Source organism: Pseudomonas sp. B21-009, assembly GCF_024749345.1.
In the GTDB taxonomy this organism is placed as follows: Bacteria; Pseudomonadota; Gammaproteobacteria; order Pseudomonadales; family Pseudomonadaceae; genus Aquipseudomonas.
This window is the reverse complement of the sequence record NZ_CP087199.1, coordinates 3,775,268-3,790,189: the sequence shown is the minus strand read 5'-3', so window position 1 is coordinate 3,790,189 and position 14,922 is coordinate 3,775,268. Positions and strand designations below refer to the sequence as shown.

General features: G+C 61.8%; 17 protein-coding genes. 14 read left to right on the top strand and 3 right to left on the bottom strand.

The genetic code is table 11. The annotated features are described in order from the left end of the window. Nucleotides 1-24: 24 nt before the first annotated feature. The 6 genes from LOY34_RS17430 (at nucleotide 25) to LOY34_RS17405 (ending at nucleotide 5,959) form a co-directional block, all read left to right on the top strand. Nucleotides 25-1,575: a sugar ABC transporter ATP-binding protein gene (locus tag LOY34_RS17430; protein ID WP_258663759.1), complete on the top strand. Its 1,551-nt coding sequence runs from the start codon at nucleotides 25-27 to the stop codon at nucleotides 1,573-1,575. Next, complete coding sequence (locus LOY34_RS17425; RefSeq protein WP_045194554.1) at nucleotides 1,572-2,564, top strand: ABC transporter permease; 993 nt, start codon at nucleotides 1,572-1,574, stop codon at nucleotides 2,562-2,564. The genes LOY34_RS17430 and LOY34_RS17425 overlap by 4 nt, the downstream gene beginning before the upstream one ends. Nucleotides 2,565-2,568: 4 nt before the next feature. Next, nucleotides 2,569-3,591: a LacI family DNA-binding transcriptional regulator gene (locus LOY34_RS17420; RefSeq protein ID WP_195884599.1), complete on the top strand. Its 1,023-nt coding sequence runs from the start codon at nucleotides 2,569-2,571 to the stop codon at nucleotides 3,589-3,591. A 14-nt stretch (nucleotides 3,592-3,605) separates the two neighbouring features. Next, complete coding sequence (rbsK, locus tag LOY34_RS17415; protein ID WP_258663757.1) at nucleotides 3,606-4,514, top strand: ribokinase; 909 nt, start codon at nucleotides 3,606-3,608, stop codon at nucleotides 4,512-4,514. Beyond that, nucleotides 4,511-4,915 carry a D-ribose pyranase gene (rbsD, locus tag LOY34_RS17410; protein ID WP_195884597.1) on the top strand — a complete coding sequence of 135 codons (405 nt, stop codon included), beginning with the start codon at nucleotides 4,511-4,513 and terminating at the stop codon, nucleotides 4,913-4,915. The genes rbsK and rbsD overlap by 4 nt, the downstream gene beginning before the upstream one ends. Nucleotides 4,916-4,987: 72 nt before the next feature. Then, entirely contained in the window at nucleotides 4,988-5,959 is a 972-nt protein-coding gene (locus tag LOY34_RS17405) for a nucleoside hydrolase (RefSeq protein ID WP_408980886.1), read from the top strand. Here LOY34_RS17405 and LOY34_RS17400 read toward each other — a convergent pair. Then, the gene (locus tag LOY34_RS17400; RefSeq protein ID WP_195884595.1) at nucleotides 5,931-6,143 is read right to left on the bottom strand and encodes a hypothetical protein; all 213 of its coding nucleotides are present in this window, start codon (nucleotides 6,141-6,143) and stop codon (nucleotides 5,931-5,933) included. The two genes, LOY34_RS17405 and LOY34_RS17400, sit on opposite strands and share 29 nt — an antisense overlap. Before the next feature lie 192 nt (nucleotides 6,144-6,335). Here LOY34_RS17400 and LOY34_RS17395 point away from each other — a divergent pair, with 192 nt between their 5' ends. Both LOY34_RS17395 and LOY34_RS17390 read left to right on the top strand, forming a co-directional pair. Beyond that, a complete protein-coding gene (locus tag LOY34_RS17395; protein ID WP_093381147.1) occupies nucleotides 6,336-6,638 on the top strand; it encodes a hypothetical protein in 303 nt (100 codons plus the stop codon). A 130-nt stretch (nucleotides 6,639-6,768) separates the two neighbouring features. Continuing rightward, nucleotides 6,769-7,086, top strand: a complete 318-nt coding sequence (locus LOY34_RS17390) for an I78 family peptidase inhibitor (protein WP_093381150.1) — start codon at nucleotides 6,769-6,771, stop codon at nucleotides 7,084-7,086. A 131-nt stretch (nucleotides 7,087-7,217) separates the two neighbouring features. Here the strand turns inward: LOY34_RS17390 and LOY34_RS17385 are convergent, their stop codons facing one another. Then, nucleotides 7,218-7,430, bottom strand: a complete 213-nt coding sequence (locus LOY34_RS17385; protein ID WP_007956027.1) for a cold-shock protein — start codon at nucleotides 7,428-7,430, stop codon at nucleotides 7,218-7,220. 163 nt (nucleotides 7,431-7,593) lie between these two features. After that, on the bottom strand, nucleotides 7,594-7,944 hold the full coding sequence (locus LOY34_RS17380; protein WP_258663754.1) for a hypothetical protein: 351 nt from the start codon (nucleotides 7,942-7,944) through the stop codon (nucleotides 7,594-7,596). A 329-nt stretch (nucleotides 7,945-8,273) separates the two neighbouring features. On the opposite strand from LOY34_RS17380, the gene thrS reads away from it, so the two are divergent. The 6 genes from thrS (at nucleotide 8,274) to pheT (ending at nucleotide 14,921) form a co-directional block, all read left to right on the top strand. Continuing rightward, the gene (gene thrS, locus LOY34_RS17375) at nucleotides 8,274-10,196 is read left to right on the top strand and encodes a threonine--tRNA ligase (RefSeq protein ID WP_045194537.1); all 1,923 of its coding nucleotides are present in this window, start codon (nucleotides 8,274-8,276) and stop codon (nucleotides 10,194-10,196) included. Then, the gene (gene infC, locus LOY34_RS17370) at nucleotides 10,196-10,747 is read left to right on the top strand and encodes a translation initiation factor IF-3 (protein WP_174242331.1); all 552 of its coding nucleotides are present in this window, start codon (nucleotides 10,196-10,198) and stop codon (nucleotides 10,745-10,747) included. Before thrS ends, infC begins: the two co-directional genes overlap by 1 nt. A 60-nt stretch (nucleotides 10,748-10,807) precedes the next feature. After that, nucleotides 10,808-11,002, top strand: coding sequence for a 50S ribosomal protein L35 (gene rpmI / locus LOY34_RS17365; RefSeq protein ID WP_045194535.1), 195 nt, complete (start codon nucleotides 10,808-10,810; stop codon nucleotides 11,000-11,002). Nucleotides 11,003-11,031: 29 nt separating this feature from the next. Continuing rightward, nucleotides 11,032-11,388, top strand: coding sequence for a 50S ribosomal protein L20 (gene rplT, locus LOY34_RS17360; RefSeq protein ID WP_010222414.1), 357 nt, complete (start codon nucleotides 11,032-11,034; stop codon nucleotides 11,386-11,388). Nucleotides 11,389-11,492: 104 nt separating this feature from the next. Continuing rightward, on the top strand, nucleotides 11,493-12,509 hold the full coding sequence (pheS, locus tag LOY34_RS17355) for a phenylalanine--tRNA ligase subunit alpha (RefSeq protein ID WP_038994580.1): 1,017 nt from the start codon (nucleotides 11,493-11,495) through the stop codon (nucleotides 12,507-12,509). Between the two features lie 36 nt (nucleotides 12,510-12,545). Next, nucleotides 12,546-14,921: a phenylalanine--tRNA ligase subunit beta gene (gene pheT / locus LOY34_RS17350; RefSeq protein WP_195884594.1), complete on the top strand. Its 2,376-nt coding sequence runs from the start codon at nucleotides 12,546-12,548 to the stop codon at nucleotides 14,919-14,921. Nucleotide 14,922 lies beyond the last annotated feature (1 nt).

Below are 14,922 nucleotides of genomic sequence, written 5' to 3'. Positions count from 1 at the left end.
GGGTGGGCGCCAGGAGAACAGGCAATGTCAGCGACTGCGGATGTCGTACTTTCAGTCAGCGCCATCGGCAAGACCTACGCGCAGCCGGTGCTCGGCGATATCGAGCTGAGCCTGCGGCGGGGCGAAGTGCTGGCCCTGACCGGTGAAAACGGCGCGGGCAAGAGCACCCTGTCGAAAATCATCGGCGGCCTCGAACGGCCCACCACCGGCCATATGCTTTACCAGGACCAGCCGTACCAGCCCGGTAGCCGCGCCGCGGCCGAGCGCTTGGGCGTGCGCATGGTCATGCAGGAGCTCAACCTGCTGCCGACCCTGACCGTGGCCGAGAACCTGTTTCTCGACAACTTGCCCGGGCGCGCCGGCTGGATCAACCGCAAACGCCTGCGCCAACTGGCGGTGGCGGCCATGGCCCAGGTCGGCCTGGACGCCATCGACCCGGACACCCCGGTGGGCGAGCTGGGCATCGGTCATCAGCAGATGGTCGAGATTGCCCGCAACCTGATTGGCGACTGCCATGTGCTGATTTTCGATGAGCCGACGGCGATGCTCACCGCCCGCGAGGTGGAGCTGCTGTTCACCCAGATCGAGCGCCTGCAGCAGCGCGGCGTGGCCATCGTCTACATCTCCCATCGCCTCGAAGAACTCAAGCGCATCGCCCAGCGCATTGCCGTGCTGCGCGATGGCAAGCTGGTGTGCGTCGAGCCGATGCAGCGCTACAACAGCGAGCAACTGGTCAACCTGATGGTCGGCCGCGAGCTGGGCGAGCATATCGATTTGGGCGTGCGCAACATCGGCGCGCCGATCCTCAAGGTCAACGGCCTGGGCCGTAGCGACAAGGTCAAGGACGTCTCGTTCGAGGTGCGCAGCGGCGAGATCTTCGGCATCTCCGGCCTGATCGGCGCCGGGCGCACCGAGCTGCTGCGGCTGATTTTCGGCGCCGACAGCGCCGACAGCGGCACTATCGAGCTGGGCAATCCCTTGCGTGAAGTGCGCGTCGATTCGCCGGTGGCGGCGGTGCGTCAGGGCATTGCCCTGATCACTGAAGACCGCAAGGGCGAAGGGCTGCTGCTGAGCCAGTCGATCAGCGCCAATATCGCCCTGGGCAACCTGCCGGCGATTTCCCGCGCCGGCATCGTTAACAGCGGCGCCGAGCGCGAACTGGCCGAACGGCAGATCGCCGCCATGCGCATCCGCAGTTCCAGCCCCGAGCAGGTGGTCGGCGAGTTGTCGGGCGGCAACCAGCAAAAGGTGGTGATCGGCCGCTGGCTGGAGCGCGACTGTTCGGTAATGCTGTTCGATGAGCCGACCCGCGGCATCGACGTCGGCGCCAAGTTCGACATCTATGGCCTGCTGGCCGAGCTTGCGCGCCAGGGCAAGGCGCTGGTGGTGGTGTCCAGTGATCTGCGCGAGCTGATGCTGATTTGCGACCGCATCGGTGTGCTCAGTGCCGGGCGCCTGATCGACACCTTCGAGCGCGACAGCTGGACCCAGGACCAACTTTTGGCCGCAGCCTTTGCCGGCTATCAGAAACGTGATGCGTTGCTGCACGAAGCGGCGCCCAGGACGACCCCATGAAAACCACCCAACTGGACACCGCTGCCCCCAGCGCCAAGCGCAGCGGCAGCTACTACGGCCTCGGCACCTACCTGGGCCTGGCCGGCGCCTTGCTGGCGATGATCGTGCTGTTCTCGTTGTTGAGCAGCCACTTTTGGTCTTACGCCACCTTCAGCACCCTGGCCAACCAGATCCCCGACCTGATGGTGCTGGCGGTGGGCATGACCTTTGTGCTGATCATCGGCGGCATCGACCTGTCGGTGGGTTCGGTGCTGGCCCTGGCCGGTTCCGCGGTCAGTGTGGCGATGCTCGGCTGGGGCTGGAGCGTGATGCCGGCAGCCTTGCTCGGCATGGCCGTGGCGGCGCTGGCCGGCAGCATCACCGGTTCCATTACCGTGGCCTGGCGCATTCCGTCGTTTATCGTCTCGCTCGGCGTGCTGGAAATGGCCCGGGGCATGGCCTACCAGCTGACCGATTCGCGCACCGCTTACATCGGTGATGCCTTTGCCTGGCTGTCCAACCCGCTGGCTTTTGGCATCTCGCCGTCGTTCCTGATCGCCTTGCTGGTGATCATCCTCGCCCAGCTGGTGCTGACGCGCACGGTGTTCGGCCGCTACCTGATCGGCATTGGCACCAACGAAGAGGCGGTGCGCCTGGCCGGCATCGACCCGCGCCCGTACAAGATCCTGGTGTTCTCGCTGATGGGCCTGCTCGCAGGGCTGGCTGCGCTGTTCCAGATTTCCCGCCTGGAAGCCGCCGACCCCAACGCCGGCTCCGGCCTGGAGTTGCAAGTGATTGCTGCCGTGGTCATCGGCGGCACCAGCCTGATGGGCGGGCGCGGCTCGGTGATCAGCACCTTCTTTGGCGTGCTGATCATCTCGGTGCTGGCCGCAGGCCTGGCGCAGATCGGCGCTTCGGAGCCAACCAAACGCATTATCACCGGGGCGGTGATCGTCATCGCCGTGGTCCTCGACACCTACCGCAGCCGGCGCGCGCGCAGGCGGAACTGAAACAATGGCGACCATCAAAGATGTCGCGGCACTGGCGGGGATTTCCTACACCACCGTGTCGCATGTACTGAACAAGACCCGCCCGGTCAGTGAACCGGTGCGCCTCAAGGTCGAAGCGGCGATCGCCGAGCTCGACTACGTGCCCAGCGCCGTAGCGCGCTCGCTCAAGGCGCGCAGCACCGCAACCATCGGCCTGCTGGTGCCCAACAGCGTCAACCCGTACTTCGCCGAACTGGCCCGTGGCATCGAGGACGGCTGCGAGCGCAACGGCTACTGCGTGATCCTCTGCAACTCCGACGACAACCCGCAAAAGCAGCGCAGCTACCTGCGCGTGCTGCTGGAAAAACGCATCGACGGCCTGATCGTCGCCTCGGTCGGTGAAGACAACGACCTGCTCGACAGCCTGGCCAGCGTGCGCACGCCGATGGTCATCGTCGACCGCGCCCTGGAAGGCGTGGCCGCCGACCTGGTACGTATCGACCACGAGCAGGGCGCTTATCTGGCGACCCGCCATCTGCTCGAGCTCGGCCATCGCGACATCGCCTGCATCGGCGGCCCGGCGACCACCAGCGTCGCCCAGCTGCGCCTGGCCGGTTTCCATCGGGCGCTGGCCGAAGCCGGCGTCAGCCCGCGCCAGGAGTGGCTGCTGAGCAGCGAATTCACCAGCATCGGCGGCTATAGCGCGGCAGCACAGCTGCTCGAAGGCGAGCGGCCGACGGCGATTTTTGCCGGCAACGACATGATCGGCATCGGCGTATTGCGCGCCGCCGCCGAACGCAACATCTGCGTGCCCAGCGAGCTGTCGGTGATCGGCTTCGACGATATCCAGATCAGCCAGTACGTATTTCCGGCGCTGACCACCGTTGGCCAGTCGATCCGCGAGCTGGGCGAGAGCGCCGCCGAACTGCTGCTGCGGCGCATCGCCGAACCCCTGCGCGGCGCGCCAGAGCAGCGCATTGTTGCGCCGAGCATCGTCCTGCGCGAATCCACCGCGCCGCGCCCCGACCTTTTCAATGATTACCGCTGAGAACGAGCCCGCACATGCAAGCCAATGTAGTAGTGGTAGGTAGCCTGAACATGGACCTGGTGACGCGTGCCCAGCGTCTGCCGCGCGGCGGCGAAACCCTGGTGGGTGAAAGCTTCGTCACCGTGCCGGGCGGCAAGGGTGCCAACCAGGCGGTAGCGGCGGCGCGCCTGGGTGCGCAGGTGGCGATGGTCGGCTGCGTCGGTGACGATGCCTACGGCCAGCAATTGCGCCAGGCCCTGGCCGATGAGCAGATCGACTGCCAGGCAGTGAGCATCGCTGCCGGGGTGTCCAGCGGCGTGGCGCTGATCGTGGTCGATGCCGCCAGCCAGAACGCCATCGTCATTGTTGCTGGCGGCAATGGTCAGTTGCTGCCCGAATCAGTACAGCGCTTCGACGCCTTGTTGCAAAACGCCGAGGTGATCATCTGCCAGCTGGAAGTGCCGATGGCCACCGTCGCCTACACCCTTGAGCGGGGCAGGGCGCTGGGCAAGACGGTGATCCTCAACCCGGCACCGACCAGCGGCCCGCTGCCGGCTGAATGGTTTGCCCATATCGATTACCTGATCCCCAACGAAAGCGAAGCCGAAGCCCTGAGCGGGCTGCCGGTCAATGACCTGGACAGCGCCAAGGCGGCCGCCACGCGCCTGCTGGCCATGGGCGTTGGCAAGGTCATCGTCACCCTCGGTGCCCAGGGCGCCTTGTTCGCCGATGGTCGGGTGTTCAGGCATTTCCCGGCGCCAGTGGTGCAGCCAGTGGACACCACAGCGGCCGGCGACACCTTTGTCGGCGGTTTCGCCGCGGCCCTGGCGCGTGGCGAAGCGCAGGGCGCGGCGATTGCCTTTGGTCAGCGTGCAGCGGCCCTGTCGGTTACCCGCGCCGGTGCGCAGCCTTCAATCCCGCACTTGAGCGAGCTGCAGCCATGAAGAAGACGCCCTTGCTGAACATTGCCCTGTCGCGCCTGATCGCCTCCCTCGGCCATGGCGACATCCTGCTGATCGGCGATGCCGGTTTGCCGGTGCCGACGGGGGTGGAGCTGATCGACCTGGCGCTGACCCCGGGCATTCCGGATTTCGCCAGCACCCTGCGCATTGTGCTGACGGAAATGCAGGTCGAAAGCCACGTGCTGGCGGAGGAAATCCTTCAGCATCAGCCGCCGGGCCTGACCGCCGTCGAGCAGTTTACGGCCCAGGGCGAGCTGGGCGCCCGACGCCTGCTCAGTCACGAAGCGTTCAAGCAGTTGAGCCGCAGCGCCCGAGCCATCGTGCGCACCGGCGAGTGCCAGCCCTACAGCAACATTGCCTTGGTTGCCGGGGTGACCTTCTAGCTGTTCCATCTGATCATAAGGACGTGTCTTATGTTGAGCTGTGCCAAACGTTTGCTCCAAGGAGTGTTGCTGATGTCCGTGCTTTCGGCTGGCGCCCAGGCGGCGCCCATTGACCTGATTATCGATACCGACCCCGGCGCTGACGACGTGGTGGCGCTGTTCCTGGCCATGGCTTCGCCAGATGAACTGAAGATTCGGGCCATCACCACCGTGGCCGGCAACGTGCGACTCGAGAAGACCTCGCGCAATGCCCGCCTGGCCCGCGAATGGGCCGGGCGCGAAGACATTCCGGTATACGCCGGCGCGCCGAAGCCGCTGGTGCGTACACCGATCTACGCCGCCGATATCCATGGCGAAGAAGGCTTGCCCGGGGTAGCGGTCAGCGAGCCGCAGAAGGGGCTGGCCAACGGCAGTGCGGTGCGTTACCTGATCGACACCTTGAGCAGCGCCAAGCCGCACAGCATCACTATCGCCATGCTCGGCCCGCAGACCAACCTGGCCCTGGCGCTGATTGAAGCGCCGCAGATCGTCAATGGCATCAAGGAAGTGATCGTTATGGGCGGCGCCCACTTCAACGGTGGCAATATTACGCCGGTGGCCGAGTTCAACCTGTTCGCCGACCCTCACGCTGCCGAAGTGGTACTCAATAGCGGGGTCAAGCTCACCTACCTGCCGCTGGATGTCACCCACAAGGTGCTGACCAGCGAGGCGCGGCTCAAACAGATTGCCGACCTCAACAATGGGGCGAGCAAGCGCGTGGTGGATATCCTCAATGCCTACGTCAAGCAGGACATGAAGCACTACGGCATGCCCGGCGGCCCGGTGCATGACACCACGGTGATTGCCTACCTGCTCAAGCCCGAACTGTTCCGCGGCCGCCAGGTGTTCATGCAGGTCGACAGCCGCGACGGCCCGACCTTCGGCCAGACCATTACCGACTGGTATGGCACCCTGAAAGAGCCGGGCAACGTCACCTGGATTACCGAGGGGGATGCCCAGGGCTTTTTTGATCTGCTCAGTGCCCGTCTGGCACGACTGCCGTAGCTTCCTGAGGGGTGTAGCGTTCAAAGACCTGGTCGACGAAGCTGCGGGCGTTGCCTGAGCCAAGGTCTTTGACTAGAAGATCGATCGCGATCAGCATCAGTTCCTCGGCGCTGGCCGGGCTGTAGGCGCTCTGGCCCTCGGGCCATTTGACCTTGATGTCGGCATCGATGATGTGGCTTGTCATGAACATTCTCGAGTGAAACCTGCGCGCGCTGTCGGTTCAAATGCCGGGCCCTGGCGTTTGAAGGGGAGGCTGGCCTGCGCTCCGCCGATAGCTGCAGTAAATCATGGTCGCCGCCTGCATCGCACTGCGACTTAGGCATAAGCGCAGGGGGCGTGGCAAACTATCGGTGTTTTAGCTTGCCGGGACAGCGCAGTGCAGATCGACCTCAACAACCCCAACGACTTTACCCTCGACAACGTCCGGGCCCTGCTGGTGGCCGGCAATGGTGCGGTTCACAACCAGCTGCGGGTCAATCACAAGGGCATCGCCTGGTTGTCCCAGGTCACCGGTGGTCGCGAACTGCAGGGCCTGTCCTTTCGTCTGGAAACCTGGGCGGCGGGCTCCGGTTGTGTCGGCCCGCAGGTGGCCGATGACGAGCGCTGGATACGCCAGGTGTACAACGCCCTGAGAAATAACTGGCCCAAACCTGCCAGCGATTACATCGACCTGTATTGAGCTTGCGCAAAATCCGGTCACGATTAGCCTTGGCCTGGAGCGCTCTGGCTCGGGCACAATGGTCCGGTTTTGCAACGAAAAACCAGGAGTGCTGTCACATAGGCAGCATTCAAGTATTTAAGGAGGATTCATGTTCCGCACGCGTGCATCATTGGTAAGCCTGTTGGCTGTCGCCGTATTGGCAGGTTGCAGCAGCACTGGCGGCTCTTCGTCGAAGGCCCCGCAGGCTGCTGCCAACACCGATGGCCGTTGCCAGGCCAGCGGCGCTGAGTTCGCCATCGGCAAGCCGGCCACCCCCGAGTTGCTCGAGCAGGCGCGTAAAGCCAGCGGCTCGCAACTGGCCCGTGTGCTCAAGCCTCACGACGTCATGACCCTGGAATACCGCTCCGAGCGCCTGAACCTCAACGCCGACGAACAAGGCGTGATCACCCGCGTAAACTGCGGCTAAAACGGTCTCTGTGGGAGCGGGCTTGACCCGCGATAGGGCCATTACTGGTTCTATCGCGGAGCAAGCCCGCTCCCAAATCCCAGGCACAAAAAAACCCGCCACAAGGACGGGTTTTTTTATTCGGTCAGATCTTACTCTGGACGAACTTGTGCAGCCTGCATGCCCTTCTGGCCTTTTTCGGCAACGAAGGAGACAGTCTGGCCTTCCTTCAGGCTTTTGAAACCGTCGGTTTCGATAGCCTTGAAGTGAACGAACAGGTCGTCGCCGCCACCTTGTGGAGTGATGAAGCCGAAGCCTTTCTCATCGTTGAACCATTTTACGGTGCCGGTTTGGCGATTAGACATGGGTGTATCTCCAGGAAACATGATTTTCAGTAGTGCGGTGTTGCCGAGGCCAACAGGGTGCACGCCGACCATCATAGTCTAATTATGGGCTTGTAGCCCCTTTTACCTTCGCAGATTGCTGATCTGGAGCAAATTAGCGATGGATAACTGGCCAAAGGCCCTATTATTTCGGGTTTTTCGGGCCGCAGACCGCTGCAATATTTTTTTGCGCGCGCTCCATTACCGCTGCATCAACGCCATCCTCCAGGGTATCCAGGTCTTTCATCTCTTTGTCGCTGAGGTTTTTCTGCAGCACGTCTCCGGCGCATTTGCAGTGCTGTTCGGCTTTATCCTTTGCCAGGCCTTGCTTCTGCGCCTGCGCTACGCAGGTCGACTGGTAGTTGCCGGGCAGTTTGCCGGCATGGGCTCCCAACGGCAGCAGCAGGGCAGAGGCAGCCGCCAGGGCCAGAAGAGACTGAAGTCGCATAACCAAACACTCCTTGGGGTCGAGTCTCACAAGAGTAGGACGCTTCACAAACTCTGAGCGGAAAAAATCCGCGCAAGTTCACCGCCAAAGCTCAATTTGCGAATATTTCTGCCCAGCCGGTCAATCTGCCCGCAATCGCCCGAAAGCTTTGTGCTAGCATGCTGAGCTTGAGCTCGCCGCCGGCTGTTTCTTGCAGCTTGCAGCTCCCAACTGTTTTTTTACTATTCCAGTCACTCTGGTTCGTTCCCTGGCAGGCCTTCGGGCTTCTGCCACTGTGAGGCAGGCTTTGCTTGTGCAAAGACAGGGGCGGATCGCGTACTGGCTCATCCCAACCCACGTGACCTTTGGTAGGGGTCACCACTAGGAGAGGAGGCGCCATGCCCATTATTACTCTTCCCGATGGCAGTCAACGTTCATTCGACAAGGCAGTTTCGGTTGCCGAAGTCGCCGCATCCATTGGTGCGGGCCTCGCCAAAGCCACCGTCGCCGGCAAGGTCGACGGCAAGCTGGTCGACGCCTGCGACCTGATCGAGAACGATGCCAGCCTGCAAATCATCACGCCCAAGGACGAAGAGGGGCTGGAGATCATCCGTCACTCGTGCGCCCACCTGGTCGGCCACGCGGTCAAGCAGCTGTACCCGACTGCGCGCATGGTCATCGGTCCGGTCATCGATGAAGGCTTCTATTACGACATCGCCTACGAGCGTCCTTTCACGCCCGAAGACATGGCGGCGATCGAACAGCGCATGCAGCAACTGATCGACACCGAATACGACGTCATCAAAAAAGTCACTCCGCGCGCTGAAGTGATCGAAGTGTTCAAGGCCCGCGGCGAAGACTACAAGCTGCGCCTGGTCGAGGACATGCCGGATGAACAGGCCATGGGCCTGTACTACCACGAAGAATACGTCGACATGTGCCGCGGCCCGCACGTGCCGAACACCCGTTTCCTGAAATCCTTCAAGCTGACCAAGCTGTCCGGCGCCTACTGGCGCGGCGACGCTAAAAACGAGCAACTGCAGCGCGTCTACGGCACCGCCTGGGCCGACAAGAAGCAGCTGGCTGCTTATATTCAGCGCATCGAAGAAGCAGAAAAACGCGACCACCGTAAAATCGGCAAGCGCCTGGGCCTGTTCCACCTCCAGGAAGAAGCGCCGGGCATGGTGTTCTGGCACCCGAACGGCTGGACCCTGTACCAGGTACTCGAGCAGTACATGCGCAAGGTTCAGCGCGACAACGGCTACCTGGAAATCAAGACTCCGCAGGTTGTTGACCGTTCGCTGTGGGAAAAGTCTGGCCACTGGGCCAACTACGCCGACAACATGTTCACCACCCAGTCGGAAAACCGCGACTACGCCATCAAGCCGATGAACTGCCCATGCCACGTGCAGGTGTTCAACCAGGGCCTGAAGAGCTACCGCGAGCTGCCGCTGCGTCTGGCCGAGTTCGGTGCCTGCCACCGTAACGAGCCGTCGGGCGCGCTGCACGGCATCATGCGCGTGCGTGGCTTTACCCAGGACGACGCGCACATCTTCTGCACCGAAGAGCAGATGCAGTCCGAATCCGCCGCGTTCATCAAGCTGACCATGGATGTCTACGCCGATTTCGGCTTCAAAGACATCGAAATGAAGCTCTCGACCCGCCCTGAAAAGCGTGTTGGCTCCGATGAGCTGTGGGATCGCGCCGAAGCCGCACTGGCCGCCGCCCTCGACAGCGCCGGCCTGCCGTACGACCTGCAGCCGGGCGAAGGGGCCTTCTACGGGCCGAAGATCGAGTTCTCGCTGAAGGATTGCCTTGGCCGCGTCTGGCAGTGTGGTACCCTGCAGCTCGACTTCAACCTGCCGATCCGTCTGGGCGCAGAATTCGTCTCCGAAGACAACGGCCGCAAGCATCCGGTGATGCTGCACCGTGCAATCCTCGGTTCGTTCGAGCGTTTCGTCGGAATTCTCATCGAGCATTACGAAGGTGCATTCCCGGCCTGGCTGGCGCCAACCCAGGCGGTGATCATGAATATCACCGACAAGCAGGCCGAATTCGCCCAGAATGTTGAAAAAACTCTCAATGAAAGCGGGTTCCGTGCCAAGTCCGACTTGAGAAATGAGAAAATCGGCTTTAAAATCCGCGAGCATACTTTGCTCAAGGTCCCTTACCTTTTGGTTATAGGGGATCGCGAAGTCGAAACGCAAACCGTCGCTGTGCGTACTCGTGAAGGCGCTGACCTGGGCTCGATGCCCGTCGCTCAATTCGCTGAATTCCTCGCTCAAGCGGTTTCCCGGCGTGGTCGCCAAGAATCGGAGTAATTACTATTAAGCGTGAAATGAGAAACGATAAACGAGCTGCACCGAAGGCCCCGATCAACGAGAATATCTCGGCACGCGAGGTTCGGTTAATTGGCGCTGACGGCGAGCAGATTGGCATCGTCTCGATTGATGAAGCGCTTCGTATCGCTGAAGAAGCGAAGCTGGACCTGGTAGAGATTTCTGCCGACGCAGTACCGCCTGTCTGCAAGGTCATGGACTACGGCAAGCACCTCTTCGAAAAGAAGAAGCAAGCTAACGAGGCCAAGAAGAATCAGAAGCAGGTCCAGATTAAAGAAATCAAGTTTCGTCCAGGGACGGAGGAGGGGGATTACCAGGTAAAACTACGCAACCTGGTACGTTTCCTGAGTGATGGGGACAGGGCCAAGATTTCCTTGAGATTTCGCGGTCGTGAGATGGCCCACCAGGAGCTGGGTATGGAACTGTTGAAGCGGGTCGAAACTGACCTTTTGGAATACGGTTCCGTCGAACAGCATCCTAAGATGGAAGGACGCCAGCTGATCATGGTCATCGCACCCAAGAAAAAGAAATAACCACCAGGGCACGGCAGGCCTTGCGGTTATGTTTATCAACTGAATGCGGAGTATCCGAACATGCCAAAAATGAAAACCAAAAGCGGTGCGGCCAAGCGTTTCTTGAAAACGGCTAACGGCATCAAGCACAAACACGCTTTCAAGAGCCACATCCTGACCAAAATGTCGACCAAGCGTAAGCGTCAACTTCGTGGTAGCAGCTTGCTGAACCCGTCGGACGTGGCAAAAGTCGAGCGCATGCTGCGCCTTCGTTAATTTTTGGTTCTAGATAGAGGAAGTTACTCATGGCTCGTGTAAAGCGTGGCGTCATCGCTCGTAAGCGTCACAAGAAAATTCTGAAACTGGCTAAAGGCTACTACGGCGCTCGCTCGCGCGTATTCCGTGTTGCCAAGCAAGCGGTCATCAAGGCAGGCCAATACGCCTACCGCGACCGTCGTCAGAAAAAACGTCAGTTCCGCGCTCTGTGGATCGCTCGTATCAACGCTGGTGCGCGTATCAACGGTCTGTCCTACAGCCGCCTGATCGCTGGCCTGAAAAAAGCGTCGATCGAAATCGACCGCAAGGTTCTGGCCGATCTGGCAGTGAACGAAAAAGCGGCGTTTGCTGCGATTGTCGAGAAAGCTAAAGCCTCGCTGGCTTAAGTACCCCCGACAATCACCAGGTGTCATTTCCGGCGCCTGGTGTTAAACGTCTTAATAGGGGAAGAGCCTGCGCTCTTCCCCTATTTCGTATCTGGAGTCTGTACATGGAAAACCTGGACGCGCTAGTCTCCCAAGCCCTGGAGGCCGTGGAACGCGCTGAAGACATCAATGCCCTGGAACAGATCCGGGTGCAATTCCTTGGCAAGAAAGGCGAACTGACCCAGGTGATGAAGACCCTGGGCAACCTGCCAGCCGAAGAGCGGCCGAAAGTCGGTGCGCTGATCAACGACGCCAAGGAACGCGTCACCGAGGTCCTCAACGCGCGCAAAGCGGCGTTTGAAGAGGCCGAGCTCAGCGCCCGACTGGCCGCCGAGTGCATTGATGTAACCTTGCCGGGCCGTGGCCAGACCTCCGGTGGTCTGCATCCGATCACCCGTACCCTGGAACGCATCGAGCAGTTCTTCACCCACATCGGCTACGGCATTGCCGAAGGCCCTGAGGTCGAAGACGACTACCACAACTTCGAAGCGCTCAACATTCCCGGCCACCATCCGGCCCGGGCAATGCACGACACCTTCTATTTCAATGCCAACATGCTGCTGCGTACCCACACCTCGCCGGTGCAGGTGCGGACCATGGAGTCCACTCAGCCGCCAATCCGCATTGTCTGCCCGGGCCGCGTTTACCGCTGCGACTCGGACTTGACCCACTCGCCGATGTTCCACCAGGTCGAAGGCCTGTTGATCGATCGCGACATCAATTTCGCCGACCTCAAAGGCACCATCGAAGAATTCCTGCGGGTGTTCTTCGAAAAAGAGCTGGCGGTACGTTTCCGTCCGTCGTTCTTCCCCTTCACCGAGCCTTCGGCTGAAGTCGACATCCAGTGCGTGATCTGCAGCGGCAAAGGTTGCCGTGTGTGCAAGCAGACCGGCTGGCTGGAAGTCATGGGCTGCGGCATGGTTCACCCGAACGTGCTGCGCATGTCCGGCATCGACCCGGAAGAGTTCCAGGGCTTTGCCTTCGGCATGGGCGCCGAGCGCCTGGCCATGCTGCGTTACGGCGTCAACGATTTGCGCCTGTTCTTCGACAACGATTTGCGGTTCCTTGCGCAATTTCGCTAGGTCGCGCACCCGTAACGAATCTTTCAGGAGAGCAGGATGAAATTCAGTGAAAAGTGGCTGCGCGGTTGGGTCAACCCGCAGGTATCCCGTGACGATCTGGTCGCCCGTCTGTCGATGGCCGGCCTTGAGGTCGACAGCGTCACCCCGGCCGCCGGCCAGTTCAGCGGCATCATCGTCGGTGAGGTGCTGAGCACCGAACAGCACCCCGATGCCGACAAGCTGCGCGTGTGCCAGGTCAGCAATGGCAGCGAGACCTTCCAGGTAGTGTGCGGCGCGCCCAACGTGCGCCCTGGCCTGAAGATCCCGTTCGCGATGATCGGCGCCGAACTGCCGGGCGACTTCAAAATCAAGAAAGCCAAGCTGCGTGGCGTTGAATCCAACGGCATGCTCTGCTCGGCGGCCGAGCTGCAGATCAGCGAAGAAAACGACGGCCTGCTGGAACTGGCGGCCGACGCCCCGGTTGGCACCGACATTCGCGTGTACCTGGACCTGGACGACGCCAGCATCGAGATCGGCCTGACCCCGAACCGTGGCGACTGCCTGTCGCTGGCCGGCCTGGCGCGCGACGTTGGCGCCCTGTACGACGTGCCGGTGACCCGTCCGCAAGTGCCGGCTGTTGCCGCCACTCACGACGAAGTGCGCCCGGTTGAAGTACTGGCGCCGGCGGCCTGCCCGCGCTACCTGGGCCGCGTTATCCGTAACGTCGACCTGACCAAGCCGACCCCGCTGTGGATGGTCGAGCGCCTGCGTCGCTCCGACCTGCGCAGCATCGACGCTGCCGTCGACATCACCAACTACGTGATGCTCGAGCTCGGCCAGCCGATGCACGCCTTCGATCTCGCCGAAATCAACGGCGGCATCCGCGTGCGCATGGCAGAAGAGGGCGAGAAGCTGGTACTGCTCGACGGCCAGGAAGTCACCCTGCGCCCCGACACCCTGGTCATCGCCGACCACAGCCGCGCCCTGGCCATTGCCGGCGTGATGGGCGGTGAGCACAGTGGCGTTGCTGCTGGCACCCGCGACATCTTCCTCGAGAGCGCCTTCTTCGAGCCGATTTCCGTCGCTGGCAAGGCCCGTTCCTACGGCCTGCACACCGATGCCTCGCACCGCTACGAGCGCGGCGTCGACTCGCAACTGGCCCGCGAAGCCATCGAGCGCGCCACCGGCCTGCTGCTGGAGATCGTCGGCGGCGAAGCGGGCCCGGTGATCGACGTCACCAGCGAAGCGCACCTGCCCAAGGTGGCCCCGGTCACCCTGCGTGCCGAGCGCCTGACCCAGATGCTGGGCATGGAAATGGCCAGTGCCGAGGTCGAGCAACTGCTCAACGGCCTGGGCCTGAAAACCACCGCCGGCGAAGGCCAGTGGCAGGTTGAAGTACCAAGCCATCGCTTCGACATCAGCCTGGAAGTCGACCTGATCGAAGAACTGGCGCGCCTGTACGGCTACAACCGCCTGCCAGTGCGTTACCCGCAAGCGCGCCTGGCCCCGCAAGCCAAGGCCGAGGCCCGTGGCGAACTGCCAGCCCTGCGCCGCCTGCTGGTGGCCCGTGGCTACCAGGAAGCCATCACCTACAGCTTCATCGACCCGAAACTGTTCGAGCTGTTCAGCCCGGGCGTCGAGCCGCTGCTGCTGGCCAACCCGATCTCCAACGACATGGCGGCCATGCGTGCCTCGCTGTGGCCGGGCCTGGTCAAGTCGCTGCAGCACAACCTCAACCGTCAGCAAGACCGCGTGCGTATGTTCGAAAGCGGCCTGCGCTTCGTCGGCCAGCTGGGCGACCTCAAGCAGCAGCCGATGCTCGCCGGTGTGGTCTGCGGCAGCCGCCTGCCGGAAGGCTGGGCCAACGGCCGTGACAGCATCGACTTCTTCGACGTGAAAGCCGACGTTGAAGCGGTACTGGGTTTCTCCGGCTCGCTTGCCGAGTTCACTTTCGTTGCGGGCAAACACCCGGCGCTGCACCCGGGCCAAACCGCACGCATCGAGCGCGACGGTCGCGAAGTCGGCTACCTGGGTGCCATCCACCCGGAGCTGGCCAAGACCCTGGGCCTGGATCGTCCGGTGTACGTCTTCGAGCTGGTCCTGGGTGAAGTGGCCGAAGGCCGCCTGCCGAAGTTCAGCGAGCTGTCGAAATTCCCGGAAGTGCGTCGTGACCTGGCCTTGGTCGCAGGACGTGATGTTGCTTCGAGCTCGGTGCTTGAAGTAATTCGTGACAATGCAGGCGAATGGCTCACAGACCTCAGGCTGTTTGATGTTTATCAGGGTAAAGGCATTGATCCTGATAGAAAAAGCCTGGCCGTCGGCTTGACCTGGCAGCATCCATCGCGCACTCTTAATGATGAAGAGGTGAATACTGCAACCCAGAACATCCTCACCTCGCTCGAACAAAGGTTGAACACCACGTTAAGGAAATAGC